Source organism: Terriglobia bacterium, assembly GCA_020073085.1.
In the GTDB taxonomy this organism is placed as follows: Bacteria; Acidobacteriota; Terriglobia; order JAIQFV01; family JAIQFV01; genus JAIQFV01.
On record JAIQFV010000055.1, the window covers coordinates 1 to 12869 of the forward strand.

Annotated in this window: 8 protein-coding genes; all 8 read right to left on the reverse strand. The window is 60.3% G+C overall.

The features are described from left to right. A partial coding sequence (tnpA, locus tag LAO21_22805) for an IS200/IS605 family transposase (GenBank protein ID MBZ5555547.1) occupies positions 1-361 on the reverse strand: 361 nt, incomplete at its 3' end. A gap of 425 nt (positions 362-786) precedes the next feature. Next, positions 787-1749: an NADPH:quinone reductase gene (locus LAO21_22810; protein MBZ5555548.1), complete on the reverse strand. Its 963-nt coding sequence runs from the start codon at positions 1747-1749 to the stop codon at positions 787-789. A gap of 1383 nt (positions 1750-3132) precedes the next feature. Beyond that, on the reverse strand, positions 3133-4146 hold the full coding sequence (locus tag LAO21_22815; GenBank protein ID MBZ5555549.1) for an FAD binding domain-containing protein: 1014 nt from the start codon (positions 4144-4146) through the stop codon (positions 3133-3135). Continuing rightward, the gene (locus LAO21_22820; GenBank protein ID MBZ5555550.1) at positions 4143-6284 is read right to left on the reverse strand and encodes a xanthine dehydrogenase family protein molybdopterin-binding subunit; all 2142 of its coding nucleotides are present in this window, start codon (positions 6282-6284) and stop codon (positions 4143-4145) included. Before LAO21_22820 ends, LAO21_22815 begins: the two co-directional genes overlap by 4 nt. Beyond that, positions 6281-6859, reverse strand: a complete 579-nt coding sequence (locus tag LAO21_22825; GenBank protein MBZ5555551.1) for a (2Fe-2S)-binding protein — start codon at positions 6857-6859, stop codon at positions 6281-6283. The genes LAO21_22820 and LAO21_22825 overlap by 4 nt, the downstream gene beginning before the upstream one ends. Continuing rightward, on the reverse strand, positions 6859-8166 hold the full coding sequence (locus tag LAO21_22830) for a hypothetical protein (GenBank protein ID MBZ5555552.1): 1308 nt from the start codon (positions 8164-8166) through the stop codon (positions 6859-6861). The genes LAO21_22825 and LAO21_22830 overlap by 1 nt, the downstream gene beginning before the upstream one ends. An 87-nt stretch (positions 8167-8253) precedes the next feature. Further along, positions 8254-10746 (reverse strand): hypothetical protein, encoded by a 2493-nt coding sequence (locus LAO21_22835; GenBank protein MBZ5555553.1) that lies wholly within the window; start codon positions 10744-10746, stop codon positions 8254-8256. Between the two features lie 273 nt (positions 10747-11019). Then, entirely contained in the window at positions 11020-11781 is a 762-nt protein-coding gene (locus tag LAO21_22840; protein MBZ5555554.1) for a rhamnogalacturonan acetylesterase, read from the reverse strand. Positions 11782-12869: the final 1088 nt, after the last annotated feature.

Consider the following 12869-nt stretch of genomic DNA (forward strand, 5'->3'; position numbering starts at 1 on the left):
CCTCCTGCCCGGCAATGTACTTCAACAGGGCCGGCACGCATGACTCACTGACACTGAAAGCTGCGTACCCCTCCTGCCAAGCGAACTGCCGCCGTTCTGGCCATTCTTCGTGAACCCACCCGGTCGAGTTGGACTTCAGCTTTTCCACTACTTTCGCAACGGAATGTACAGCGCGGAGCTTGACCAACCCGTGTACGTGATCCGCGGGACCATTGAGGGCCAGCGGGATTGCGCCGAGGTGATTGAGTATGCCCCCCAGATAAGGATAGAGTTTTGAACGCAATTCAACATCGACCAGGGGAAGGCGGTCTTTGGTGCTGAAAATCATGTGAACGAGAAGATTGGTGAAGGTGTGTCCCATGAGGTAGTCTCCATTCCCGCAGATCGGGACCGGGGGAAGGTGAAGGGGGGTATGGAGAGGATACACCGGAGAGATGGAATGAGCAGGGAATTATTTTGCGTGCGATGGAGGATTCTGTCGCCCCACCGGGGCTTTTACATTTTTTCTAATCGCTACCCCGCCCTCGCCCCGCAAAAAGAAAAGGCGCGGGGCTCAGACGGGGCTACATTCTTTCGGTCCTCCGGACCTAATTCGATTCATGTTCTCATTCTGACCCCACCCTCGCCCCGCAAAAAAAAGCGCGGGGCTCAGATGGGGCTACATTCTTTCGGTCCTCCGGACCTAATCTGGCTTTCTTCCCCTTCCTGACCCCACCCTCGCCCCGCAAAAAGAAAGAGCGCGGGGCTCAGACCGGGCTACATTCTGGCGGCCCTACGGGCCTAATCTCACGGAACCAAAACAATCTTTCCATAGGCGCCGGGCTCCAGGACTTCTTTGTGGGCGCGGGCGGCCTCGGCGAGCGGCAGTTCCTTTCCGACCACCGGATGCAGCGTGCCTTTTTCCAAACCGGCCATGAGTCCGGCGTGAATTTCGTTTTCTTCCGCTTCAGTGACACCCCACAAAGTAAACGCGTGAATCGAGGCACGACGTGCCATGAGGTCACGCGGTGAGAGGGTGACGTCGCCGCGGCTGCCAATGACCACCACACGGCCATGTGGTGCAAGCAGCTTCAGGTCCTGGCCGAGGTTTACGTTGGCGAGCATCTCAAGGACGAGATCGACGCCGCGCCCGCCGGTCGCTTTCATGATCTGTTCCAGGTAGCCCGATTGGGTGTGATTAAAGGTATGGTGCGCGCCCTCGCGCCGAACCAGTTCGATCCCCTTCTCCGTGCCCGCTGTGCCCAGGACGACCAGGCCCATGGCGCGCCCGATCTGGATGGCCGCTATGCCCACGCCACCACTGGCACCGTGAATCAGCAGGGTTTCGCCGGCACGGGCTCGCGTACACTGATACATCGCGTGGTAGGCGCTGCCGTACGGTACCCAGATGCCTGCCCCCCGGGCATAGGTTACCTCCGCCGGAAGCCGATGGACCTGGCTCTCGAGCGTTAACGCATATTCCGCATACGCGCCGGTCACCGTCCTGGCGATATAGACGCGGTCTCCCGGCTTTACCTGGGTCACCCCCTCGCCGACGGCGTCGACAACACCAGCGCCATCGGACCCCGGCGTGTAGGGCAAGGGCGGCTTGATGGCGTAAGTACCATTGCGCATATAGGTGTCGTACGGGTTCACGCCGGCGGCGTGGATGCGCACCAGGACCTGACCTTTGACAGGACGCGGGGTGGGGACTTCTTCGAGTTTTAAAACTTCGGGACCACCGAATTCGTGGACAAGGATGGCCTTCAAAGTGATACCTCCGGGGATTTTAATTATGGGATGTCTTCACGGCGAACAATCTCTCAAAAGAGGTCAACCCCGATGAATCGGGGTAAAAATCTTTTGGGCGCCGGTTCTCCCGCCGGTAAACCGGCGGGCTGTACGCAATCAAGCCCGCCGAGGCGGGCTCTGATCCTGCGCGAGGGTTTCCCTCAGGCCCAAAAGTCCTGGGTGGGTAAGGCCGATAATTTGTAGTGACTCATGAAAGCGCCGCACCAGGGGTTCGATTGGGTAGCCGGGATGCTCCGCTCTTTGGAGCATCCCGGAATGCCTGAGGTTGATATCCTTCCCTCGCCTAAAGCAAAAGCCCGGGATTCGCCAAACAACGGCGTATCCCGGCTACCAAACACGCCATCGCAGAGTTTCGCTGGGGTAGCCGGGATGCTCCGCTCTTTGGAGCATCCCGGAATGCCTGAGGTTGGGATCCTCTCTTAGCCTAAAACAAAGCCCGGGATTCGCCAAACAACGGCGTATCCCGGCTACCAAAGACGCCATCGCAGAGTTTCGCTGGGGTAGCCGGGATGCTCCGCTCTTGGGAGCATCCCGGAATGCCTGAGGTTGATATCCTTCCCTCGCCTAAAACAAAGCCCGGGATTCGCCAAACAACGGCGTATCCCGGCTACCAAACACGCCATCGCAGAGTTTCGCTGGGGTAGCCGGGATGCTCCGCTCTTTGGAGCATCCCGGAATGCCTGAGGTTGATATCCTCTCCCAGCCCAAAACAAAAGCCCGGGATTCGCCAAACAACGGCGTATCCCGGCTACCAAACACGCCATCGCACAGCCTCGCTGGGGTAGCCGGATGCTCCGCTCTTTGGAGCATCCCGGAATGCCTGAGGTTGGGATCCTCTCTTAGCCTAAAGCAAAAGCCCGGGATTCGCCAAACAACGGCGTATCCCGGCTACCAAACACGCCATCGCACAGCCTCGCTGGGGTAGCCGGGATGCTCTGCTCTCGGGAGCATCCCGGATTGCCTGAGGTTGGGATCCTCTCCTAGCCCAAAACAAAAGCCCGGGATTCGCCAAACAACGGCGTATCCCGGCTACCAAACACGCCAAGAATAGAATTGCGCCGGCCCACTACTTTTTGTTGCCCTGATTCCAGACTGGGCGGGGGATTTCGCCACGGATGCTGCGGATCGCCATGCGGTGGCACGACCGAGCGGGCGCCGAGCAGTCAGCAGGCTCGGCCAACTTCGAGTCCGGTCCCACACAGGTTTGCGTGAAGACGCACCAGTAATGGTTATCTCGGGTCGAGGGGACCGTGGGATCCTCGTTGTGCGCGGTGAACAGACCCTTCCACCGGAGGGCCGGGCAAAGGTCCGGATGCTCAATATTGAAACGCTCGGCCTGTCTCATGAGTTTCCACCCCCCTCAGGGATGGGATTGAGTCCCGCCGCCTGGAGGATACACCGCTGCACAGCCACGCGAGCGACCGCAATCTTGTACCCGTTTTGCCCCAGGCTCTTAGCTGCTTTCACCGATGCCTGGGCGGCCGCCGTGGCGATTGCGGGAGTCACGGTCTGACCCGTCAGAACGGCCTCAGCCTCCGCCGAGCGCCACGGCACGGGGGCCACGTGGCTCATCATGACAACCGGGTTCGCCACCTTGTTGTTTGCGAGATTCATGACCACGGTCGCCGTCGCGATCGGCCAGTCAAACCCGTGCTTCTGTCGCACCTCATAATAAGCGCTGATCAAGCCGGCAGGCGGAGGAACCCGGACCTCAACGACGATTTCATTCGGGCCCAGGTCATGTTCACGGTCGGTCGGTTTTTGTGGAGTCACGTAAAAGCTTCCCAGCGGCACCAGACGGGTTCCCTTGGGCCCCTGGAGGACGACGGTCGCCCCAAAAGCGATCAGCGTGGGGGCCACCGTGGAGGGGCTCACAAAATAGGCCGGCCCGCCGTTGCCAAGAATGGCGTGGTAGCGGTTATCGCCTTTCAACACCAGCGATTGTCCCTTCGAGTCGAGGGCCAGCAATCCGTAACCGTTCCGGAAATACCAGCACCGCGGGCGCTGGCACAGATTGCCTCCGAGCGTCGCGCGATTGCGGATTTGAGGACTGGCGGCGTCGTTGATCGCCAGGGCGAGGGTGGGATAGTTCTTCGTCACCAGCGGATGTTTGGCGAGGGCGTCGAGCGTGACTAGCGCTCCAACGCGAAGCCCCTGCTGCGCCGTGTAGGTGACATCGCCTATTCCGGAAATCTTCTTGATGTTAACCAGGCGGCCTGGCGAAACCGCGTCGTCCTTGATCAAGGCCAGGAGATCGGTTCCGCCCGCCAGTATCTCGGTCGGGCCCCACTTCGAGCCGAGCAACGACAACGCCTGATTCACAGTACTTGGGCTGGCGTATTCAAACGATATCACGAGGTCACCTTTCCGAGGGCGGCCAGGACCTTGTCCGGCGTCAGCGGCAACTGCGACACCCGTACGCCAATGGCATTGGCGACGGCATTCGAAATCGCGGCGCCGGGAGAAATCACAGCCGGTTCCCCGCAGCCGATGATCCCGCGACTGTCGTAGCCGGGTCCCGACATGAGATGGACCACGAGCTCTCCAATGTCACCGATTCCGCAGAGGCGATAGAATTCGATATTGGGATTCAGCATTCGGCCAAGGTTCTGATCCATCACCTTCTCTTCATAAAGCGTGTACCCGATGCCCATGATCAGGCAGCCGTACACCTGGCTCGTCGTGGTTTTTCGATCGATGATCAATCCGCAATCCTGCACGGCCACGATTTTATTGATGCGGACGATGCCGGTGTCCGTATCGACGGAGACGTCGGCCATCTGCACGCCGGCAGCCCCCGTGTCGGCCAGGGTGCCCTCGCCGGGGTTCTGGCCGGTCACCGTCAAGGGCAGCGTCCCCAGCTTGGAACACGCCTCTTTCCAGCTCAGGCTCGCCCCGCCGCCCTTCACCTGCACCGAGCCATCCACCACCTCGAGTTTATCCGCAGTCGTTTTCAAGGCCGGCGCCACTTTCACAAAGAGCTTGGCGAGGGCGTCGACCGAAGCGCGCCGCACCGCTGATCCGCCTCCACCGACGGTTCCGCTTCCTCCGGATCCGGCAGAGGTCGGATAGGTGCTGTCTCCTATCTCGATGTTGATCGCCTCCACGGGCAGTCCCAGGGTCTCGGCGGCGACGATCGCGAGTACGGTGCGTGTTCCAGTTCCCAGGTCCTGCGTCGCCGCCTTGACCGACACTGTGCCGTCGGGATTGATGGTGAGGTTGCACTGGAAGTCGTGCGCCTTGCCCGGCCAGGCATGCATCGAGACGCCCAGCCCCTGCCGGATCACCCCGGTCGTCATCGTTCCGCGGGGTTTCCAGCGCTGCGACCACTGCATCAACGAATCCGCCACGGCCAATTCCTGCTTGTAAACATCGGCGCGCGCCGCCACGAGGTTCATGTTTCCCAAAAGCAGCTTCACCGGATCCATGTTGAGCTTGGCCGCCAGATCGTCCAGCGCTCCCAGGGTCAACAGGCAGGCCTGCGGATGGTGCGGCCCGCGCATGGATCGGGCGCTGCCGATGTTGTTGACAATCTGGGTGTGTTGCCGCCGTTGATTGGGAATATTGAACAGATAGGGCAAGGGCGGCTCACTTCCCCCTCCAAGCCCGCCGGTGCTCCAGCTGTCGGACTGCCAAGCCATCAACGTTCCGTCCTTTTTCGCGCCGACCTTGACATGCGCATACGAGGAGGGCCTGCATCCGGCGACTGTCTGCTCGGAATGGCGGTCCAGCATCAGCTTCACCGGGACGCCGCCCGCCAGCTTCGACAACTGTGCGGCGGCAATCCCCCAGCGGTCAGCCGCGAGCTTTGCGCCGTAACCCCCGCCCACGTACTCGGTCAAAACCTGGATCTTGTTTTGAGGGAAATTCAACGCTTGCGACAGCTGTCCGGGAATTCCGGTGACGGCCTGTGTCGAGATGTGGACCTGCATCGCATCCTGGGTCCAGGCGACCACGCTGCCATGTGCCTCCAAACAGGTGTGAGCGATCACCGGCATTCCGTAGTCCCCCTCAATCACCACGTCCGACTGGGAAAAGCCCTTGTCCGCATCGCCGACCACTTCCGGCGCCATCGGTTTCACAAACTTCGAGAATTGAGCCGGGGGTTGAGGGTTCGAGTCCAGCACCAGGGAAGGAAGGACGGGCGCGTATTCCACGTTCACCGCCCGCATCGCCATCTCCGCCGAATGCTCATCGACGGCGGCCACGGCGACGATGTCGTCATCGGCCCAGAAGATTTCAGTCCCCGGGCCCTGAATCACATAGACGGCTTTGAACCCCGGCGTCTTCTCGGCAGCCTTGGTGTCTATACTCTTCACCTTGGCATGGGCATAAGGGCAACGCACAACTTTCGCATACAACATCCCCGGCAGATTTACATCGTAGGTGTAGGTGGCACGCCCTGAGACCTTGGCCGCTCCGTCGACCCGCGGGATGTCCTTTCCAATCCACTTGCACTGGCTCGCAGGGGGCCAATCGTACTTCGTCGTCATCGTCTGCTCCTTCGCCGGGCCCTCGGCGCACGGGCTCGCGGCGCCCGGGCTCGCAATCGCGCTGACTTTCCACCCGGTGCCGCGGCCGCTTCCGCCACCGCCTGCTGGATGCCCGCGTAACTTCCGCAACGGCACAGATTGCCGCTCATACCCTTCAGAATTTCTTCCGGCGTCGGCGCGGGGTTCTCCGCAAGAAACCCCTTGCAGGACATGACAAAGCCCGGGGTGCAAAATCCACACTGCATCGCATCGTGATCGATGAAGGCCCGCTGGACCGGATCGAGTTCTCCGTCGCTATCGAGCGATTCGACGGTGGTAATCGGGTCGTCCTGGACATCAATGGCCAGGAGCGAGCAGGAATACTCGCGCTTTCCGTTCACGAGCACCGTGCAGGCGCCACACGTCGCCCGGTCGCAGGCCCGCTTGGCCCCAGTCAGGCCCCAGAACTCGCGCATCGCGTCAAGCAGCGTGATGCAGGGCTCCAGGTTGGCGGTGTAAGGTTTCCCGTTGATCTCGACAGTGACCGGCACCTTGCCGGGTCCGAGAATCGCGACAGTGCTTTTCTGAGTTGCCATCAGGACACGATCCGAAAGGGATTTGGGGTTGCCGACTTCTCGCGACGCTCGGCGCCGCGCTCTATGAAATGCTTCATCAACTTCTGCTGCTCAGCTTTCTCCCGGGTGACATGTTCAGGACGGGAACGGGTCTCGGCCAAAGGCTGAGGGAGAGGTCCGCTCAATGGTTTGAGTTCCTTTTCATAATCGCAGGGTCCGATCCGGTACAGGGCATTCCCACAAAACACACAGCTTCCCCGGGGGCGCGCCAGGTGGCCCGTCTCCGGGTTCAGGACGATCCGTCCGGCCTTCGCCTCCTCCACCATGGCGGCGATCACCTTTGCCCGTTGGGCGGCGAATGCCTGGGGATCTCCGGTCGCATGCGGGGTAAAAATCACCCGGGCCTGGAGATCTTCGCCATCAGCCGCCTGGCCGTATCGCAGCATGAAACGTTGTGACAGAAGCGTCGGGATGGGAGCGGTGGGATCGGGGGCTTTCCCAACAAAGTTTTTCTCCATGGCCGCGATGAAAGCAGTTGCCGTGGCGTCACTGAACACCAACAGCACCACCGGCAGGCTCTGAAACAGTTGCCGCAAAAAGTACTGGCGGCTCTGGAAGCACTCGTTGACAATCCCTTCCATGACCGCATTCGACATCACCGGCATGGCGGGATCCTTTGGGTCCTTCCTCGTCAGCCACTTGGCCGAGGGGCAGGCCACCATGTTGCCATAGCTTAGATCTTCACCCACCGTGAGCTTGTGTGCGCCCCATCCCAGTTGCTTTGCCATGTCATCCAGGAGGCCCTGATAAGCTTCATACATCGACATCGCGATCAACTGCGTCGGGATCTCAGCGCCGATATTCGTGAGCGGAGTCGTTACCTGCGGGCCATCTTCACGATTGCCGAGCAACTTCTTGTAACTCGCCTCCGGGATCTCCAGCTTTTGGATGCTGCGGTACCGGAAGTAATGGACGTACTGGAGAAAATTTTCGAAATCCGGGTTGACGGAGTTGTGCGTTGCCGGCCAGTAGCCTGGCAGGTTGGGATTGATGCCGACCGCCATGAGCGGCGCCTTTCGGCATCCGCTCAAAATCTCCGGAACCAGCGCCGTTTTGCCGCGATAGACGGCCGTCTGCTGGATCCCGGGTGTGTGGGGCGGTCCTGCAGCTTCATATCCATAACTGTGGTAGACGCCCCACTGGGCAAAATAGGTGCAGGGGTGAGGGTGATCCGCGGGTTCATACACGCGCCGGTCTGCCTGGCAGGGCATCACCTCCAGGGCCAATTCCACCTCGGTCGGCAACAAGGATGTCTGCTCGGTACTCATCGACCCGCCTGTCTTTTCGGCCGTTGCGGGCACGGCGCCGCTGTGCGCGATGTCGTCCCGCTTTCCTTCGAGGATCCGAACACGTTCCTACTTATGTCCCACGATGGCGGCCCAGGTCGCAATGACGCTGGGGACCGTGGTCCAGTAGCCATACTTCTTGTAAATCGCCGCGGCATCGCCGCGTTCCTCCTCAAGCGAGGTCCCATCCATCTGCGGATCAGAGGCATTGCGAATGGCCAGCCAGTCCGGCGGATTCTTCATTTCCGAGCAGACCATGCCGAGGGCCGCATCGTCCATCTCGACGGCCGACCCGAGACCCGCGAGCCCGTAGGTATTCTGCGCGTTGCCAAAGGCGAAGAAATCGGTGGTGACGATGACGTCCGGTTGCCCCAACTGATCGCTGTCCCAATAGATTCTCGGCACCCCATGGCGCTGTGGAGCGAGCTGAGGGGCGTTGGCTTGCATAAGTTTTTGATTCGCCATGTCGAACTCCGCGGCCGGCATGACCACGTTGCTGGTGAACGTTTTTCCGTTGAAAGGGGCGCTCCCAAAGGTCCGCTTGCAGTGAAACAAGCAATGGTTGGCCACGATGACATCACCCAGTTGGACGTGGGGGCCAATGGCGCCGGCGGTGCCGGTGGTAATCACCAGCTTCGCCTTCGTCTCCTCAATCAATTGTTTGAACAAATCTTTGAGCGGGAAGCCCGGGCCATCCTGCCCCAGATGCAATTCCGACTTGTAGCAGATCACATCCTTGCCCGCGAACCGTGACATAAAATACCGTCCCAGCAAGTGGTTATTCCAGGCCGGCGCCATGGGACGGATGTGGGGCCGATAATCATTGTAGTTGTGCGCGTAGTGAAGCCAGGGTTTGGCGGTCTTGTCGCCGGACGGAGGATCGGCCACGTAGCCGGGGGTCAGCACACTGGCCATGGCATTCGCTTCGTCGACGGTCCAGGTAATGGCGATGTAATCGCACCGTGGCAGCGGCGCATCCGGCCCCAGGGTCTTCTTCATCGGGACGGCCTGAGGGGCTTGTCCTTTGGGCCAGGGGATGGGAGTCGGCCCGGTAATACGCGCGGCCAAACCCATCGCATCGGCCGCTTCAAAATGGCCAGGCGCCTCAGAGCGGTACTCGATTAACTCCTGGGCCAGGGGATCGACATCATACTTCGGGCGTCGAACCGTCAAGGCATGGTGAGGGCGGGTCAACGCACGGTCCGGCTTGGCGCTTCCCCAGAATGGATCATTGTCAAAACTCTCATCCAGCCCGGCGGCAAGCAGGGTGGTAGCTCGACTGTAAAGATTCGGATTCTCATACAGCGCCAGGGTCACTCCCGCAAGCAATTGCGCGTCGTCCCCGATTCCGGTGATCGCCTTGCCGGACTCGACCGCCGCCGCAACTTGAATGGCCTTTTCTTCATCAGGGTCGTCCCAGGTCTCCACATCCTGGATGCGGTGTCCCCCGAGGGCGTTGAGCTCGGCCGTCGCAATGAAGGCGCCGACCCGGCGTGCCGCATCCTGCATGTCGATCAGTGGAAATGAATTGCGAAGGAAAAGGGTCTCCCCGCTGTCCAGTTTCACCCTCCCTTCCAGCTCTACAGATGTCGCCGAGCCCGCACAGATTTCCGCCAGTGCGAGAAGGTCCTCGGAATACTGCTGCCGTCGCGCTTGGGACAAACCTTCGAGGTTCTCCACGACGCCCAGGATCAAATGTAAGCGCAAGATATCGATCGGGTGGGGATCGAGTCGGCCGAATTCGTCACCGCCGGCCTGCGTTCGCAGTACGGGGACCTTGCCGGCAGGACGATTCAGCTGCGCCAGCAACGCCGCGAAAAAGGCGGTCAGGCTCAACCCAAAAGAGGGACCGACGTTGAGAACCCCATAAACATCGGAAGCAGCCTCGTCCATCCAGTAGGCCCACAGCAGCCCCAGATTGCGCGAGGCGGCCCCAAACATGTTCCGCACCCCGGAGCTGAGTTCGGACAGAAGGTCGGGGTCGGCATGGAGGACGTCGTGTCCGCCGGTCTCGTGCGCCAGGGCCGCCCAGAAGAAGGGGTGGTCGCGGTAGGCCGCCGGCAAGCTGACAACCCCGACCGCGGCGCCGAACAATTGATTCACCACGTCGACGGTCATAGTGAACGGGCCGTCGTCTGCTCGATTCTGAAACATCGCCATGGGCGGGAGCGTTTCACGAAGCGGAAATTGCGCTTGAGTCCGTTTCTTCTCATCGAGAAACGACCGGTAAAGGTTGGAGATGACGGCAAGGAACCGGTGCAACTCCGTCTTCCCCACCCTCTGATTGTGCTGGTAGACGGCTCCTGTGAGGGTTTCCAGGGTCGTCAAATCCCCCGCGGCAACGGATTGTGATACCAATGGTTTGAGATGGGCTGCGAGAGGCGCGCTGTAACTGTCCCGAAACAACTTGGGGAGCAGCTGGGCCCCGGCATCTACCAGGGCTTGCACGCGCGCAACGGTCGGCCGCCTCCCAAAGGGCGGCGGCGGCGGTGTTGCGGCCGTCAGCTTGACCTTCATTAACACATCAAATAAACGTCCGAGACTTGTCGCGGTAATAGCCACTTGTGCCTCCCCGGAATTTGAATGAAACAGCACGGTCCATCGCCCGCGAAAAATTCACGTGCGAACGTGAGACACCCCACTTCAAAGAGCAGTGTGTCAGCTACTTTGGAATTGAGATTCCTGAGAATTTAGTTTTTATCAGACTATTGCGCAGCAGACGGTATCACCGGCTTTGCGGCAGAGTCAAGTCAAATGTCCTTGGATTGCGGAGGGCGAGAGGCGGATTTCGGATTGGGGAATCTAGATTGTGGATTTCAGATTGCGGAATGCGGATTAATTTGGAGATTTCTTGCCGCGCTTCTTGAGGTACTTGCCCAATCCGAGTTTTTGTTCGCGGATTCCATCCACGACCAAGCCGGCGATGATCTCCGCCCCACGGGGAGAAAAATGGGTGTTATCCTGCACCCCCTTGGGATAGTTGGGGTTTTCTCCCGGCTTCAGCCAGAGAAAGAGCTGTTTTGAACTTTCCGCGCCGTATTGCCGGATCACCTGTTCGCTTTTGCGGTGCAGGTCGATCAACGGCACCCTGTACTCCGCCGCGACGCCCCGCACGATGTCAGGATATTCGCCATGGGAGTCGTAAAACTCACCCTGCTCATTGAATCGACGACGCATCACGGGCGTCAATAAAACCGGAACGGCCTTCTTCTCTCTCACGTCACGAACGAATCGGACCAGGTTGGCGCGATAGGCCTCGGGAGATGCATAGCGCTCCACCTTTTCCTTCGATTGGTCGTTGTGTCCGAATTGGATGAACACGTAGTCGCCCTTCTTCAACTTATCGACGATGGCCTGCCACAGTTTTTCTTCAATGAAGGTTCGCGTGGACCTGCCATTTTTTGCGTGATTCTCCACGCGGACTTTTCCTTCTTTGAAGCCCGCTTGCAGAGGTTCGCCCCAGCCGGTCTCAGGACGTTTTTCGGCAAGTTTTTCTGCCATGGTCGAGTCACCCGCCAGGTAGACTGTGATCGGCCCCTTGGCTACAGTGATCCCCGAGAGCAACAACAGCAAGATTAGAATCTTGACGTACCGCATCAGCCCTCCCGTTGAATGCCTGCTTGGTCCTGACATAACGCTGAACCGCACCCAGGGTCCAAGCTCGCCTCCCTTGGATTAGGTCGCGGTAGGGATGCCCGTCGCCGGGCACCCCCCGCAGTCGGGTAGGAACGAGGCGCGGACCGGGCTTCGAATGATGCCGACGTTTCCTCGTTCCCCCCTATCATTCCGTACGGCGGGTTTTCCCCAGTACGGCTGGAAGGCTGGCATGTCAGACGGGGCCTTCCCAGCGCGTCAGCGGCTTAAGCCTGCTCCCGGCATGCGCCGGCTGACGCACGGTTTGCCTCCATCCTTCGCGCACCTTGGAGTTAGATTCGGTTCTCCCGCACTGTGTCGGGCCGACGACTTCAGAGTACGCCGCCTTGGAGGGGGGTTACCTCCGCCCTAGAGGCCCTCGCTCCGGTCCGGGTTATTCTGTCCCGGTCCCTCAACGCTTATCGGCCCCATCCGCCCCACTCGCAAGCACATCGCGATTTCGCTGGCTGGGCCACTTATACGCGATGCCTTCGCTGTGCAGGAGCGCCTAGGCGACCTGCGAGTGGTTCCGAGCTTTCGCTGTCCGTTCCTTCCTGGCATGCCGCCCTCTATGTCCACGGGGAGATCGGAACTACCTTCCTCCAGTTCCTTCCATTCCGACTTCGGCCTTCGCCAGGATCTGAATGGCTCGGCTCTCCCAACTATCCTGCCATCCGCTTCAAGCAGGGCCCGTTTTTCGAGGCTTACTGGTTCGCCTTTGCTACGGCCTGTCAGGTTGCTCGCCCCCCTTGGACGGATCTGACCGGGATTGCTCCCAGCCACCGGGGCTTTTACGTCCAGGCTTTCCACGAGTCGGTCGCCCTTCTCGCTGCTGGATATCACTACGACAGTCACTGGATTCCTCTGTCGGTGGGACTTTCACCCACTGGAACGGCAGCTAGCTTCGCTGCACCAGATCCGTACGGGCGCTACTAACGCATACGGCTCCTATCTCGGATGTAAGGCGTCAAAGCGCACCTGCGGGTAGGGATGAAGAACACAGGGGCGGGGAAGCCACCGCTCAAACACCGGCCCGAGGCGAGCCCAAGTGG

Excerpts from the sequence above, each read along its gene's own strand:
- LAO21_22820 (MBZ5555550.1), bottom strand. The coding sequence starts at position 6,284 with ATGACGACGAAGTACGATTGGCCCCCTGCGAGCCAGTGCAAGTGGATT.
- LAO21_22825 (MBZ5555551.1), bottom strand. The coding sequence starts at position 6,859 with ATGGCAACTCAGAAAAGCACTGTCGCGATTCTCGGACCCGGCAAGGTG.
- LAO21_22830 (MBZ5555552.1), bottom strand. The coding sequence starts at position 8,166 with ATGAGTACCGAGCAGACATCCTTGTTGCCGACCGAGGTGGAATTGGCC.
- LAO21_22840 (MBZ5555554.1), bottom strand. The coding sequence starts at position 11,781 with ATGCGGTACGTCAAGATTCTAATCTTGCTGTTGTTGCTCTCGGGGATC.